Source organism: Pseudomonas sp. MOIL14HWK12:I1 (genome assembly GCF_000510705.1).
GTDB classification, from domain to species: Bacteria; Pseudomonadota; Gammaproteobacteria; order Pseudomonadales; family Pseudomonadaceae; genus Chryseomonas; species Chryseomonas oryzihabitans.
Genome location: NZ_KI783308.1, coordinates 273,917 through 288,050 on the forward strand (window position 1 = coordinate 273,917; position 14,134 = coordinate 288,050).

Sequence of the window (14,134 nt, forward strand, 5' to 3'; positions counted from 1 at the left end):
ACCGGTGCCCTGACCACGAGACCACCGTGCAGATTCTTTATACCGCTCTGATCCTCTTGCTGATGGTGGGTGCCACCCGACTCAGCGCCCATCTGATTCCCATCCCGCTGCCGCTGATCCAGGTGGTGGTCGGCGCCTTGCTCGCCTGGCCCACCCTGGGGCTGCACGTGGCCCTGGACCCGGAACTCTTCCTGCTGCTGTTCATCCCGGCGCTGCTGTTCTCCGATGGCTGGCGCATGCCCAAGCGCGAATTCTGGCGGCTGCGTCGACCAATCTTCGTCCTGGCCTTCGGCCTGGTGTTCCTCACGGTGCTGGGTGCCGGCTGGTTCCTGCACTGGATGCTGCACCTGCCCTGGGCGGTGGCCTTCGCCCTGGCGGCGGTGCTGTCGCCCACCGATGCCGTGGCGGTGTCCAGCATCGTCCGTGGCCGGCTGCCCAGCGCCCTGCTGCACGTGATCCAGGGCGAGGCCCTGCTCAACGACGCCTCGGGTCTGGTGACCTTCAAGTTCGCCGTGGCGGCGGCCCTGACCGGCGCCTTTTCGCTGAGCCAGGCCAGCCTGGAATTCGTCATCGTCGCAGTGGGCGGCGTGCTGGTCGGTGGCGTGCTGAGCTGGCTGGTCGGGCGGGCGCGCGCCTGGATGGTGGTGAAGCGCGGCTGGAGCGACGCCGCGCCCCATGTGGTCTTCATGCTGTTGCTGCCCTTCGCTGCCTATGTGCTGGCGGAGCGACTGGGCGTTTCCGGCATCCTGTCCGCCGTGGCCGCCGGGATGATGCAGAGCCGGGTCGACATGCTGCCCCGGCAGACCGCCACCCGGTTGCTCAACCACAGCGTCTGGGGACTGGTGGAATTCGCCTTCAACGGCCTGGTGTTCCTGATCCTGGGGCTGCAACTGCCGGACATCCTGGCGGCCGCGCTGCCGGCCTCCCAGGCGCTCTGGCCGGCCGCGGGCTGGCTGACGCTCTATGTGCTGGGTGCCTATCTGGTGATCATGGCCATCCGCTTCGGGGTCATCCTCGGCTATTGGCACCTGACCCAGCCTGGCAGCGGACCCATGACCATCGCGGGCGATCCGCGCCTGATCGCCGCCATCGCCTCCCTCAGCGGGGTGCGCGGCGCCGTGACCCTGGCCGGTGTGCTGTCGCTGCCGCTGCTGCTCTCGGATGGCACGCCCTTTCCCCTGCGTGACGTCCTGGTATTCATCGCCGCCGGGGTGATTCTGCTGTCACTGGTGGTGGCGAGCATCGGTATTCCGCTGCTGCTGGCGCGGCTGCCGGAGCAATCCAACGACCTGCTTGAGCGGGAACGCTGCGAAGTGCGGATCAACGCCGCCCGCGCCGCCATCACGGCACTGGAAGACGTGGAGTCCAGCGATGCCGACGAGCCGGCGCGGGCGGCGCTGCAGGCGGAGATCAAGGCCGGCATCATCGCCGAGTTCCGTGACGAGCTGAGTTCCGCCGATGACAGCGAGGATGCCCGTTCGCTGGCACGTCTGCGGGACACCCTGGATGGCGAGCTGCGCCTGCTCGCCATCCGTGCCCAGCGCCGTGAACTCTATCGGCTGCGTATCGCCGGCGTGATCGATGACCTGGTGGTCACCGAATTCCTGCGCGAGCTCGATATCCAGGAGACCGCGCTGATGCGCGATCAGGGTAACCGCTAGCCCTGACAGAAGCGGCGGATGCGCTCTGCCGCTTCCACGCATTCGGCCAGAGGGGCGACCAGGGCCATGCGGATCCGTCCGGCACCCGGATTGACGCCCGCGACTTCCCGCGACAGGTAGGAACCCGGCACCACGGTCACGTGTTCGCGGGCGAACAGATCGCGAGCGAAGGCTTCGTCATCGCCCGGCGTCCTGGCCCAGAGATAGAAACCACCGTCCGGCAGTGACACCTCCAGGCTGCCCTGCAGGATGTCCAGCACGGCGGCGAACTTCTGCCGATAGAGTTCGCGGTTCTCGCGGACATGGGCTTCATCGCGCCAGGCCACGGCGCTGGCCTTCTGCACCTGCACCGGCATGGCGCAGCCGTGGTAGGTGCGATAGAGCAGGAAGCGCTTGAGGATGGCGGCATCGCCGGCGACGAAGCCGGATCTCATGCCCGGCAGGTTGGAGCGCTTGGACAGGCTGTGGAACACCACGCAACGGGCGAAGTCGGTGCGCCCCAGTTCGGCGCAGGCGGTCAGCAGGCCGGGCGGCGGGCTGGCTTCGTCGAAATAGAGTTCGCTGTAGCACTCGTCGGCGGCGATCACGAAGTCGTGGCGATCGGCCAGGGCGATGAGCTTTTTCAGCGTGGCCACCGGCAGCAGGGCGCCGGTGGGATTGCCGGGCGAACAGAGGAACAGCAACTGGCAGCGCTGCCAGACCTCGTCCGGCACGCTGTCGAAATCGGGATTGAAACCCTTGTCCGCCAGGCATGGCAGGTAGTGCGGCTCGGCGCCGGCCAGCAGGGCCGCGCCTTCGTAGATCTGGTAGAAGGGGTTGGGGCTCAGCACCAGGCCGGCCTGGCTGCGATCCACCACCGCCTGGGTAAAGGAAAACAGCGCCTCCCGGGTGCCGGTCACCGGCAGCACATGACGCGCCGGATCCAGCCAGCCGGCCGGTACGCCAAAGCGCTGGCCAGCCCAGCTGGCGATGGCCTCGCGCAGCTCGGCGATGCCGAGGGTGGTCGGATAGACCGCCAGCTGATCCAGATTCGCCGTCAGCGCCTCGGCGACGAAGGCGGGGGACGGATGCTTGGGCTCGCCGATCGACAGCGGAATCGGCTTGAGCGCCGCCGGCGGGGTCACGCCAGCGAGGAGGGCGCGCAGCTTCTCGAACGGGTAGGGCTGCAGCAGGTCGAGGGTGGGATTCATCGTCGGGTGGTCCTTCGTTCGAGGCGTTAGATCAGGGAGCTAGATGCTGATGCGGCTGAGTGGCGTCTGGCTGTCCGGCTCGCCCAGCTGCTTGATCAGGGCTTGCTGCAGGGCGCTGCACAGACCGGGATCCGCCAACGGACGGCCATCGGCGTCGGTGACGTAGAAGACGTCTTCCACGCGCTCGCCGAGGGTGGCGATCTTGGCGTTGAGCACGGACAGGTCGAAGTCGAGGAAGATGCGGCCCACCCGTGCCAGCAGACCGGGGCGATCCGGCGCCGTCAGCTCGATCAGGCTCGCCGAGCGCATGGTGTCGGTATAGATGTTCACCTGGGGCGAGAAGGCGAAATGCTTGAGCTGGCGGGTCACGCGCCGGTTGATGATGCTCGGGTATTCCTCGGGATGCTTGAGCGCCTCGATCAGGCCGCCGCGGATCTGGGCGATGCGCGCGGGGTTGTTGCCGATGGAGCCTCCGTCGGTATCCAGCACGATGTAGGTGTCCAGGGTGAACTGGCTGGTGGAGGTGATGATGCGCGCGTCCTGAATGTTCAGGTTGAGCTGGTCCATCACCGCCACGGTCACCGCGAAGAAGTCGTGCTGGTCCGCGGCATAGATGAAGATCTGGGTGCCGCCTTCGGAGTCACGCTGGGTGGTCTCGCGGATCAGCACCAGGGGCTCGGCGGTATCGCCGTGGCCGAGGATGGCCTCGGTGTGCCAGGCGACATCCAGCGCGGTATGCCGCAGGAAGTAGGTGTCACCCAGCTGCGACCACAGCTGCTCGGCGTCATCGGCATCGATGCCGCGACGCATCAGGGTATCGAGGGCCGATTGCTGGGTGCTGCGGATCTGCTCTTCGCGATTGACCGGATTCTCCAGGCCACGACGCAGGGCGCGCTTGGTCTCGGTGTACAGCTGCCGCAGCAGGGTGGCGCGCCAGGAATTCCACAGCGACGGATTGGTCGCGGTGATGTCGGCCACGGTGAGGACGTACAGGTAGTCGAGATGGGTGTGGTCGCCCACCGTCAGGGCGAAGTCGTGGATCACCTGGGGATCGGAGAGGTCCTTGCGCTGGGCGGTGGTGGACATCACCAGGTGGTTGCGCACCAGCCAGCTGACCAGGCGGGTGTCCCACTCCGGCAGCTGGTGACGGCGACCGAAGGCTTCCACGTCTTCCGCCCCCAGTTCCGAGTGATCGCCGCCACGGCCCTTGGCGATGTCGTGGTAGAGACCGGCGATGTAGATCAGCTCCGGCTTGGGCAGCTTGTGGATCACCCGCGTCGCCAGCGGATACTTTTCCGCCAGGACGTCGTAGCTCATTTTGCGCAGGTGCTTGATGAGATTGAGGGTGTGGGCGTCCACCGTATAGATGTGGAAGAGGTCATGCTGCATCTGGCCGACGATCTGGCCGAATTCGGGCAGGTAGAGCCCCAGCAGTCCGTAGCGATTCATCCGCCGCAGATTGCGATGGATGCCGGATTCGCTCTTGAGCAGTTCGATGAACAGGCTGGTGTTGCGAATGTCCTGGCGGAAGGCGTCGTCGATCAGGTGGCGGCTGTCGCGCAACAGGCGGATGGTGCCGGCGCTGGGCCCCTTGATCGCCGGATTCTGCGCCAGCAGGACGAACAGCTCCATCAGGGCGAAGGGGGTGCGCAGGAACACCTGCGGATGCACCACCTCCAGATAGCCGTTGCGGATCTGGAATCTGTTGTTGAGCGGCGTCACCGCGGCGGGCAGCTGCTCGTCGCGCAGATTCACTTCCTCGAAGTGCTGCATCACCACGTCGCTGAGCTGGGAGACGTCCATCACCACCCGGTAGTACTTCTGCATGAAGCGCTCGACCGCCAGCTTGGCGTCGTTGTCCTCGTAGCCGAGCAGGTTGGCGATGCGCCGCTGATGGTCGAACAGCAGGCGATCCTCCGGGCGACCGGCCAGCATGTGCAGGGCATAGCGGACCTTCCACAGGTATTCCTGGGCGGAGATCAGCAGGCTGCACTCGCTCTCGGTGAGAAAGCCCTGGCCCACCAGGGCCTGCAGATTGAGGGTGCCGAATTGCCGCCGGGCGATCCACAGCAGCGTCTGGATGTCGCGCAGGCCGCCCGGGGAACCCTTGACGTTGGGTTCCAGGTTGTACTCGGTGTCGTTGTACTTGGCGTGTCGGGCGCTCTGCTCGGCACGCTTGGCCAGGTAGAAGGCCCGTCCCGGCCAGAGGTGCTCGACACTGGTGGCCGCCAGCATCGCCTGGCGCAGGTGCTCGGGGCCGGCGAGGGTACGGCTTTCCATCAGGTTGGTGATCACCGTCAGATCGGCCAGCGCCTCGGTAGTGCACTCGCGCAGGGATCTGACGCTCTGCCCCACGGCCAGGCCCACGTCCCACAGCAGGGTCAGGAAGCCTTCGATGGAATCGCGGAAACGCTCCTGCTCTTCTTCGGCGAGCAGGATGAGCAGGTCGATGTCCGAGTGCGGATGCAGTTCGCCACGGCCATAGCCGCCCACCGCGAGCAGGGCGATGCCATCGTCCGGCCAACTGAAGCGACTCCAGGCCGCGATCAGCATCTGGTCGATGAACCAGGCGCGATCCTCGACCAGCCGGCGCACGCTGCGCCCGGCCAGGAAGCGGGCATCGAGGGTGGCGTTCGCGGCCCGGATGAATTTCTTGAAGGCCGCGATGGGGCTGGCTTTCAGCGAAAGCTCAGCCTGGAACTGGCCGGCGTCGAACAACTCCGAATCGACCTGGGGCATGGGCGCTCACTCACGCAGAAACGCGGGGAAAGGTTTCGTCCTTTCTGAGGGTCAGGATCTCGTAACCCTGTTCGGTGACCAGCACCGTGTGCTCCCACTGCGCGGACAGCTTGCGGTCCTTGGTGATGGCGGTCCAGCCATCGCCCAGCAGGCGGGTCTCGTAGCGGCCCTGGTTGATCATCGGCTCGATGGTGAAGATCATCCCGGCCTGCAGCTCCAGGCCCGTGCCGGCGCGACCGTAGTGCACCACCTGCGGCTCTTCGTGGAAGCCCTTGCCGATGCCGTGGCCGCAGTATTCGCGAACCACCGAGAAGCCGTTCTTCTCGGCGTGCTTCTGGATGACCTCGCCGATATCGCCCAGGCGCGCCCCGGGGCGGACCAGGTCGATGCCCTTGTAGAGGCATTCCTGGGTGATCTGGCAGAGGCGCTCGGCCCACTCGGGCACGTCGCCCACCAGGTACATCTTGCTGGTGTCGCCGTGGTAGCCGTCTTTGATCACGGTGATGTCCACGTTCATGATGTCGCCGCTCTTGAGCGGCTTGTCATTGGGAATGCCGTGGCAGACCACGTGGTTGAGCGAGGTGCAGATGGATTTGGGATAGCCCTTGTAGTTCAGCGGGGCGGGGATGGCCTGCTGCACGTTGACGATATAGTCGTGGGCCAGTCGATCCAGTTCTTCGGTGGTGATGCCGGGACGCACGTGCTCGTCCAGCATTTCGAGCACCTCGGCGGCCAGTTGGCCGGCGATGCGCATCTTGGCGATGTCTTCAGGGGTCTTGAGGATGACGGTCATCGGAAATCTCTAGGTATCACGCCGGGTGTCAGCTTTCGATCCGCTATTCTATCAGAGCCGGCGCCCGCACTGTGGTCACCGGCGCGGCCCCGGATCTCCGGTGTCCGGCAATCGCCGCTGGTGGTATCCGGCAAGGCGTGATATAAAGTCGCGCGCTTTTTCGGGGCTCCGCCCTTTAGCGCTCCTAACCCCACACACGCATCGACACGATGACCTGGGTGCTTCCCGATGGGAAGTTGGTCATTGGGATGCGTGGAGGCCCAACCCGACTACGAGGAACATCTAAATGTCTCAAGTCTCCATGCGTGACATGCTGAAAGCCGGCGTGCATTTCGGCCACCAAACCCGTTACTGGAACCCGAAGATGGGCAAGTACATCTTCGGCGCGCGCAACAAGATCCACATCATCAACCTCGAAAAGACCCTGCCGATGTTCAACGAGGCCCTGACCTTCGTTGAGCGCCTGGCTTCCGGCAAGAACAAGATCCTGTTCGTCGGCACCAAGCGTTCCGCCGGCAAGATCGTTCGCGAAGAAGCCGCTCGTTGCGGTCAGCCCTTCGTCGACCATCGCTGGTTGGGCGGCATGCTCACCAACTACAAGACCATCCGTGCCTCGATCAAGCGTCTGCGCGATCTGGAAGTCCAGTCCCAGGACGGTACTTTCGACAAGCTGACCAAGAAAGAAGCCCTGATGCGCACCCGCGACCTCGAGAAGCTCGAGCGCAGCCTGGGTGGTATCAAGGACATGGGCGGTCTGCCGGATGCCCTGTTCGTCGTCGACGTCGACCACGAGCGCATCGCCATCACCGAAGCCAACAAGCTGGGTATCCCGGTCATCGGCGTAGTCGATACCAACAGCAGCCCGGAAGGCGTTGACTACGTCATCCCCGGCAACGACGACGCCTTCCGCGCCGTTCAGCTGTACCTGAGCAGCGTTGCTGATGCCGTGATCCGTGGCGGCAACAACGGCGGTGCCAACGAGCAATTCGTCGAAGAAACCGCTGCTGAAGCCGTCGAGGGCTGAGCAGGTCGACCCTAGGGTCGAGCGGTTCGACGTGCGAGAAGGGGGCCTAGCCCCCTTTTTGCCTACTGGCGTTTCATTGGCTCCGTCTCCGTGCGGAGTGACCTCGAAACCGATTCAAGAGGATTTCAAACATGGCAGAAATCACTGCAGCCCTGGTCAAAGAACTGCGCGAGCGCACCGGCCAAGGCATGATGGATTGCAAGAAGGCCCTGGCCGCTGCCGGTGGCGACATCGAGAAAGCCATCGACGACATGCGTGCCGCTGGCGCCATCAAGGCCGCCAAGAAAGCCGGTAACGTGGCTGCCGAAGGCTCCATCGCGGTCAAGGTCGCTGACGACCACAAGGCTGCCGTCATCATCGAAGTCAACTCCCAGACCGATTTCCTGGCTCTGCAGGACGACTTCAAGGGCTTCGTCGCCGCCAGCCTGGACAAGGCCTTCGCCGAGAAGATGAGCGATGCCGCTCCGCTGATCGCCGCTCAGGAAGCCGCCCGTGAGGCCCTGGTCGCCAAGTGCGGCGAGAACGTCAACATCCGTCGTCTGACCCGTGTCGAAGGCGATGTCGTTGGCGCCTACCTCCACGGTCACCGCATCGGTGTGGTCGTTACCCTGCAGGGTGGCACCGCCGAGCTGGCCAAGGAAATCGCCATGCACGTCGCGGCGAGCAATCCCCAGTTCCTGAATCCCTCCCAGGTTTCCGAAGAAGCTGTCGCCAAAGAAAAGGAAATCTTCCTGGCGCTGAACGCCGACAAGATCGCCGGCAAGCCGGAAAACATCGTGGAGAACATGGTCAAGGGTCGTATCAACAAGTTCCTGGCCGAAGCCAGCCTGGTTGAGCAGCCCTTCATCAAGGATCCGGAAGTCAAGGTCGGTGAACTGGCCAAGAAAGCCGGCGCCGAAATCGTCTCCTTCGTGCGTTACGAAGTGGGCGAAGGCATCGAGAAGGCCGAAGTCGACTTCGCTGCCGAAGTGGCTGCCCAGCTGGCTGCCAGCAAGCAGTAAGCCCGGCATCTGCCGTTGACCAGGAGGCCGCCCGCTTCGAGCGCGCGGCCTCTTTGTCAAATTGGAAGGCAGGTCTGATTTCTGCTCTTCCAAGGAGTTTTTTGCCGATTGGAGTGAACGCAACTGCGGTTGCGCTTTCCTATCGCTGGATCAAAATCCCCCGCACATGTTCATCGCCACAGGAGAGAGTGAATGGCACAGCAGATGAGTGGTCGCCAACCCCGTTACAAGCGTATTCTGCTGAAGCTCAGTGGCGAAGCCCTGATGGGAAGTGAAGACTTCGGGATCGATCCGAAGGTGCTGGATCGCATGTCGCTGGAGATCGGCCAGCTGGTAGGTATCGGTGTCCAGGTCGGTCTGGTGATCGGCGGTGGCAATCTGTTCCGCGGCGCGGCCTTGTCCGCTGCCGGTATGGATCGGGTGACCGGTGACCACATGGGCATGCTGGCCACGGTGATGAATGCCCTGGCGATGCGCGACGCCCTGGAGCGTTCCAACATTCCCGCCACGGTGATGTCCGCCATCTCCATGGTCGGCGTGACCGATCAGTACGATCGGCGCAAGGCCCTGCGTCAGCTGAAGGATGGCGAAGTCGTCATCTTCTCCGCCGGTACCGGCAACCCCTTCTTCACCACCGATTCCGCCGCCTGCCTGCGCGCCATCGAGGTCGAGGCCGACCTGGTGCTCAAGGCCACCAAGGTGGATGGTGTATACACGGCCGATCCCTTCAAGGATCCCAATGCCGAAAAATTCGAGCGCCTGACCTACGACGAGGTGCTCGACCGCAAGCTGGGTGTCATGGATCTCACGGCCATCTGTCTCTGCCGTGACCACAGCATGCCCCTGCGGGTTTTCAACATGAACAAGCCCGGCGCCCTGCTCAATATCGTGGTGGGCGGTGGTGAGGGCACCCTGATCGAGGAGGGAGCAGCATGATCAACGAGATCAAGAAGGATGCGCAGACGCGCATGACCAAGACCCTGGAAGCCCTGGGCCACGCCTTTGCCAAGATCCGTACCGGACGCGCTCATCCGAGCATCCTGGATAGCGTCATGGTGTCCTACTACGGCAGCGACACCCCGCTGCGTCAGGTGGCCAACGTCACCGTCGAGGATTCGCGAACCCTGGCCCTGAGCGTGTTCGACAAGAGCATGATCCAGGCGGTCGAGAAGGCCATCATGACCTCCGACCTGGGTCTCAATCCGGCCACCGCCGGTACCACCATTCGCGTACCGATGCCGGCGCTGACCGAAGAGACCCGCAAGGGCTTCACCAAGCAGGCGCGTGCCGAGGCCGAGCAGGCGCGGGTTTCCGTGCGCAACATCCGTCGCGATGCCCTGGCTCAGCTCAAGGATCTGCTCAAGGAAAAGGAAATCAGTGAAGACGAGGATCGTCGCGCTCAGGACGAAGTCCAGAAGCTGACTGATAAATTCGTCGCCGAGGTGGACAAGGCTCTGGAGGCCAAGGAAGCCGACTTGATGGCTGTTTGACAACGGTTGGGACGTAACATGGGCATGAGCAAGCCAGGCAAGGTGGTGCCGCGTCACGTGGCGATCATCATGGATGGGAACAATCGCTGGGCGCGCCGTCGGTTGCTGCCGGGCGTCGCCGGTCACAAGGCCGGAGTGGACGCCGTGCGCGCGGTCATCGAGGTGTGCGGCGATGCGGGCGTCGAGGTACTGACGCTGTTCGCCTTTTCCAGCGAGAACTGGCGGCGTCCGGCCGACGAGGTCGGCGCCCTGATGGAGCTCTTCCTGTCCGCCCTGCGGCGGGAGGCGAAGAAGCTGCACCAGAATGGCATCCGGCTGCGCATCATCGGCGATCGTTCGCTGTTCCATCCGGAACTGCAGGCGGCCATGGCGGAAGTCGAGGCGCTCACTGCCCATCACACCCGGTTCGTGCTGCAGATCGCCGCCAACTACGGGGGGCAGTGGGATATCACCCAGGCCGCCCAGCAGCTGGCGGCGCGGGTCCAGCAGGGGTCGCTGCAGCCGGGTGAGATCACGCCGGAGCTGCTGCAAGGCTGTCTGGCGACCGCCGACCTGCCGCTGCCCGACCTGTGCATCCGCACCGGTGGCGAGCGTCGGGTCAGCAACTTCCTGCTCTGGCAGATCGCCTATGCCGAGCTGTATTTCTCCGACCTGTTCTGGCCGGACTTCAAGCACGAGGCCATGCACGCCGCCCTGGCGGACTTTGCCACCCGCCAGCGGCGGTTTGGCCGGACCTGCGAACAGGTGGAAGCGGAGCTACGCGCCTAATGCTGAAGCAGCGAGTTATCACGGCGATGGTGCTCCTGCCCATCGCCCTGGCCGGATTTTTCTGGCTGGAAGGGGCGGCTTTCGCCCTGTTCATCGGTGCGGTCGTGGTCCTGGGCGCCTGGGAATGGGCGCGGCTGGCGGGTCTGGAAGCCCAGCCGCTGCGTTGCGCCTATGCCGCCGTGGTCGCTCTGGCGCTGCTGCTCTGCTGTTGGCTCCCCGCCGGTGCCCATGGCCTGCTGTTCATCAGTCTGGCCTGGTGGCTCTATGCGACTGTGCTGGTGCTTACCTATCCCGACAGCGCTCGCGCCTGGCAGGCCTCCTGGCGGCGCCTGCTGATCGGTCTGGTGGTGCTGGTCCCGGCCTGGCAGGGGCTGATGCTGCTCAAGGCGGCACCGGGTGGCAATCTGCTGATTCTCGAAGTGATGATGCTGGTGTGGCTGGCCGACATCTTCGCCTATTTTTCCGGGCGGGCCTTCGGCAAGCGCAAGCTGGCGCCGGCCGTGAGTCCGGGCAAGAGCTGGGAAGGTCTCTATGGCGGCCTGGCCGCCGCGCTGGTGGCTACTCTGGTGCTCGGTCTGGTCCGTGGCTGGGGCCTGGGCGACCTCCTGCAGGCACTTATCGGCGCCGCCTGCGTGGTGCTGATCTCGGTAGTGGGTGATCTCACCGAAAGCATGTTCAAGCGTCAGGCCGGGCTCAAGGACAGCAGCCAGTTGCTGCCGGGGCACGGTGGCGTGCTGGATCGCATCGACAGCCTCACGGCCGCCGTACCGCTGTTCGCCCTGCTGCTCTGGTGGGCCGGCTGGGGTGTCCAGTGAGTCTCCAGCAGCTTTGTGTCCTGGGTGCGACGGGCTCTATCGGCGCCAGCACCCTGGATGTCGTGGCCCGGTATCCCGATCGCTATCGCATCTTCGCCCTCAGCGGGCATCGTCGGCTGAGCGAGCTGGCAGACCTCTGCCGGCGTTTCCAGCCGGTCTATGCAGCCGTGCCGGATCAGGCGTCCGCCGAGCAGCTGACCGCTTTGCTGCAAGGGGCTGAAGCCCGCCCAGAGATCCTGGTGGGGGAGGGTGGCCTGGAGGCCATCGCGGCCCATCCCCGGGTAGATACCGTCATGGCGGCCATCGTCGGCGCGGCGGGTCTGAAGCCCACCCTGGCGGCGGTCAAGGCCGGCAAGCGCGTACTGCTGGCCAACAAGGAAGCCCTGGTCATGAGCGGCGCGCTCTTCATCGAGGCCGTGCAGGCCAGTGGCGCGACCCTGCTGCCCATCGACAGTGAGCACAATGCCATCTTCCAGTGCCTGGCCGATCCGGCGACGCCCGGCCTGGCCCGCAAGGGCGTAAGACGCATCCTGCTCACCGCTTCGGGCGGCCCGTTCCGCGAGACGCCGGCCGAACAACTGACCGGGGTGACGCCGGATCAGGCCTGTGCCCATCCCAAGTGGTCCATGGGGCGCAAGATTTCGGTGGACTCCGCGACCCTGATGAACAAGGGGCTGGAGCTGATCGAAGCCTGCTGGCTGTTCGAGGCGACGCCGGAGCAGGTCGAGGTGGTCATCCATCCCCAGAGCGTGATTCATTCGCTGGTGGACTACGTGGATGGCTCGGTGCTGGCCCAGCTGGGCAATCCCGACATGCGCACCCCTATCGCCCACGCCCTGGCCTGGCCCGAGCGCATCGACTCCGGTGTCGCGGCGCTGGACCTGTTCGAGATCGGCCGGCTCGACTTCGAGCGGCCCGACGAAGAGCGCTTTCCCTGCCTGCGGCTGGCGCGGGAGGCGGCTCAGGCGGGTGGTTGCATGCCGGCTACGCTGAATGCGGCCAACGAGGTCGCCGTCGAGGCCTTTCTCGAGGGGCGACTGGGCTTTACCGAGATCCCGCAGCTGATCGAAGCGGTGCTCAAGGCTGTCGAGCCATGTCCGGCCAGCGATCTCGACACGGTCTTCGCGGCCGACAGCACCGCTCGGCAGCTGGCTCGGGAGTGGCTGTCGAGACGCTGATCCCGCGCCTCGACACCTGGCCTGCGAGTCCGCAGAATCTGCACACTGAGGTAGCGGAGGCAGCCAATGTCCATCCTTTATACGATTCTGGGAACCCTGATCGCCCTGGGCGTCCTGGTGACCATCCACGAGTATGGCCATTTCTGGACGGCGCGCCGTTGCGGCGTCAAGGTCCTGCGCTTCTCCGTTGGCTTCGGCAAACCGCTGCTGCGCTGGCACGATCGCCAGGGCACCGAATTCGTGGTGGCCGCGATCCCGCTGGGCGGCTACGTCAAGATGCTGGACGAGCGCGAAGCGCCGGTGGCGCCTGAAGAACAGCATGCCGCCTTCAATCGCAAGACGGTACGCCAGCGCATCGCCATCGTCGCCGCCGGTCCGATCGCCAACTTCCTGCTCGCCATCCTGTTCTTCTGGGTGCTGGCCATGCTCGGCTCCCAGCAGCCGCGTCCGGTGGTGGGATCGGTCACGCCTGATACCCTGGCTGCCACCGCGGGTATCCCGGCGGGCGCCGAACTGACCGCGGTCGATGACGCGGCGGTAGACAGCTGGTCGGCGGTCAATCTGCGCCTGGTCGATCGCCTGGGCGAAAGCGGTCCGCTACGCCTGAGCTACCGGATCCCGGGCACCACTGCCGAGCAGAGCACGGTCATCCAGCTCGACGGCTGGCTGCGCGGCGCGGAAGATCCGGACCCGATCCAGGCGCTGGGTCTCAAACCCTGGCGGCCGCAGATTCCGGCCATCTTCGCCGAGCTGGATCCGGCCGGTCCGGCGAAAGCCGCCGGCCTCCAGGCGGGTGATCGCCTCATCGCCCTGAACGATACGCCCATCGGTGACTGGCAGCAGGCCGTGGACTGGGTGCGGGCGCACCCGGATCAGCAGGTCAAGGTGAGCTATGAGCGCGAGGGTCAGCGACGCGAGCTGTCCCTGCGCCTGGGCGCGCGGCGCGTCGATAGCGCCGAGACCGGTTACCTCGGCGCGGGTGTGGCGCCGGTCAAGTGGCCAGCGGAAATGGTTCGCGAAATCAGCTACGGACCCGTGGCGGCCGTGGGCGAAGGTATCAGCCGAACCTGGCAGATGAGCGTGCTGACGCTGGTTTCCCTGAAGAAGATGCTCTTGGGAGAGCTGTCGGTAAAAAACTTGAGCGGGCCGATAACCATTGCTAAAGTGGCGGGCGCTTCAGCTCAGTCAGGCCTGGGGGATTTCCTCAATTTTCTGGCGTACCTGAGCATAAGCCTGGGGGTTCTGAATCTGTTGCCTATCCCTGTGCTCGACGGCGGTCATCTGGTCTTCTACTTCGTCGAGTGGATTCGCGGGCGGCCCTTGTCCGAGCGTGTACAGACATGGGGCATGCAGATCGGTATTAGCCTCGTCGTGGGTGTGATGCTGCTGGCCTTGGTCAATGACCTCGGTCGCCTCTGACACTCTGCTGATTGCCGAATCTGCCGCCCCGTGCGGCAGATTCTTTATTTGCCAGT

Annotated in this window: 12 protein-coding genes; 9 read left to right on the forward strand and 3 right to left on the reverse strand. The window is 64.9% G+C overall.

The window, feature by feature from the left end; genetic code table 11:
* The first annotated feature begins 26 nt into the window (after positions 1-26).
* Positions 27-1,661: a Na+/H+ antiporter gene (locus PSEK12I1_RS0118915; protein ID WP_007159498.1), complete on the forward strand. Its 1,635-nt coding sequence runs from the start codon at positions 27-29 to the stop codon at positions 1,659-1,661.
* On the opposite strand, the gene dapC is transcribed toward PSEK12I1_RS0118915, so the two are convergent.
* From dapC to map, 3 genes are read right to left on the reverse strand one after another with little or no spacing between them, the layout of a single operon-like run.
* Entirely contained in the window at positions 1,658-2,851 is a 1,194-nt protein-coding gene (gene dapC / locus PSEK12I1_RS0118920; RefSeq protein WP_027602570.1) for a succinyldiaminopimelate transaminase, read from the reverse strand. The genes PSEK12I1_RS0118915 and dapC overlap by 4 nt on opposite strands.
* A 39-nt stretch (positions 2,852-2,890) precedes the next feature.
* Positions 2,891-5,590, reverse strand: coding sequence for a [protein-PII] uridylyltransferase (locus PSEK12I1_RS0118925; protein WP_027602571.1), 2,700 nt, complete (start codon positions 5,588-5,590; stop codon positions 2,891-2,893).
* Positions 5,591-5,600: 10 nt separating this feature from the next.
* Positions 5,601-6,383 carry a type I methionyl aminopeptidase gene (map, locus tag PSEK12I1_RS0118930; protein ID WP_007159495.1) on the reverse strand — a complete coding sequence of 261 codons (783 nt, stop codon included), beginning with the start codon at positions 6,381-6,383 and terminating at the stop codon, positions 5,601-5,603.
* 286 nt (positions 6,384-6,669) lie between these two features.
* On the opposite strand from map, the gene rpsB reads away from it, so the two are divergent.
* From rpsB to rseP, 8 genes are all read left to right on the forward strand, one after another.
* Positions 6,670-7,407 carry a 30S ribosomal protein S2 gene (gene rpsB, locus PSEK12I1_RS0118935; protein ID WP_007159494.1) on the forward strand — a complete coding sequence of 246 codons (738 nt, stop codon included), beginning with the start codon at positions 6,670-6,672 and terminating at the stop codon, positions 7,405-7,407.
* A gap of 131 nt (positions 7,408-7,538) precedes the next feature.
* Positions 7,539-8,408 carry a translation elongation factor Ts gene (gene tsf, locus PSEK12I1_RS0118940; RefSeq protein WP_007159493.1) on the forward strand — a complete coding sequence of 290 codons (870 nt, stop codon included), beginning with the start codon at positions 7,539-7,541 and terminating at the stop codon, positions 8,406-8,408.
* Between the two features lie 192 nt (positions 8,409-8,600).
* On the forward strand, positions 8,601-9,344 hold the full coding sequence (gene pyrH / locus PSEK12I1_RS0118945; protein ID WP_007159492.1) for a UMP kinase: 744 nt from the start codon (positions 8,601-8,603) through the stop codon (positions 9,342-9,344).
* Positions 9,341-9,898, forward strand: coding sequence for a ribosome recycling factor (gene frr, locus PSEK12I1_RS0118950; protein ID WP_007159491.1), 558 nt, complete (start codon positions 9,341-9,343; stop codon positions 9,896-9,898). Before pyrH ends, frr begins: the two co-directional genes overlap by 4 nt.
* 18 nt (positions 9,899-9,916) lie before the next feature.
* Positions 9,917-10,666: a polyprenyl diphosphate synthase gene (gene uppS, locus PSEK12I1_RS0118955; protein WP_027602572.1), complete on the forward strand. Its 750-nt coding sequence runs from the start codon at positions 9,917-9,919 to the stop codon at positions 10,664-10,666.
* Positions 10,666-11,481, forward strand: coding sequence for a phosphatidate cytidylyltransferase (locus PSEK12I1_RS0118960; RefSeq protein ID WP_027602573.1), 816 nt, complete (start codon positions 10,666-10,668; stop codon positions 11,479-11,481). The genes uppS and PSEK12I1_RS0118960 overlap by 1 nt, the downstream gene beginning before the upstream one ends.
* On the forward strand, positions 11,478-12,659 hold the full coding sequence (ispC, locus tag PSEK12I1_RS0118965) for a 1-deoxy-D-xylulose-5-phosphate reductoisomerase (protein WP_027602574.1): 1,182 nt from the start codon (positions 11,478-11,480) through the stop codon (positions 12,657-12,659). Before PSEK12I1_RS0118960 ends, ispC begins: the two co-directional genes overlap by 4 nt.
* A 66-nt stretch (positions 12,660-12,725) precedes the next feature.
* On the forward strand, positions 12,726-14,078 hold the full coding sequence (gene rseP, locus PSEK12I1_RS0118970; RefSeq protein ID WP_027597076.1) for a sigma E protease regulator RseP: 1,353 nt from the start codon (positions 12,726-12,728) through the stop codon (positions 14,076-14,078).
* Positions 14,079-14,134 lie beyond the last annotated feature (56 nt).

Excerpts from the sequence above, each read along its gene's own strand:
- dapC (WP_027602570.1), bottom strand. The coding sequence starts at position 2,851 with ATGAATCCCACCCTCGACCTGCTGCAGCCCTACCCGTTCGAGAAGCTG.
- PSEK12I1_RS0118925 (WP_027602571.1), bottom strand. The coding sequence starts at position 5,590 with ATGCCCCAGGTCGATTCGGAGTTGTTCGACGCCGGCCAGTTCCAGGCT.
- map (WP_007159495.1), bottom strand. The coding sequence starts at position 6,383 with ATGACCGTCATCCTCAAGACCCCTGAAGACATCGCCAAGATGCGCATC.
- rpsB (WP_007159494.1), top strand. The coding sequence starts at position 6,670 with ATGTCTCAAGTCTCCATGCGTGACATGCTGAAAGCCGGCGTGCATTTC.
- tsf (WP_007159493.1), top strand. The coding sequence starts at position 7,539 with ATGGCAGAAATCACTGCAGCCCTGGTCAAAGAACTGCGCGAGCGCACC.
- pyrH (WP_007159492.1), top strand. The coding sequence starts at position 8,601 with ATGGCACAGCAGATGAGTGGTCGCCAACCCCGTTACAAGCGTATTCTG.
- frr (WP_007159491.1), top strand. The coding sequence starts at position 9,341 with ATGATCAACGAGATCAAGAAGGATGCGCAGACGCGCATGACCAAGACC.
- uppS (WP_027602572.1), top strand. The coding sequence starts at position 9,917 with ATGGGCATGAGCAAGCCAGGCAAGGTGGTGCCGCGTCACGTGGCGATC.
- PSEK12I1_RS0118960 (WP_027602573.1), top strand. The coding sequence starts at position 10,666 with ATGCTGAAGCAGCGAGTTATCACGGCGATGGTGCTCCTGCCCATCGCC.
- rseP (WP_027597076.1), top strand. The coding sequence starts at position 12,726 with ATGTCCATCCTTTATACGATTCTGGGAACCCTGATCGCCCTGGGCGTC.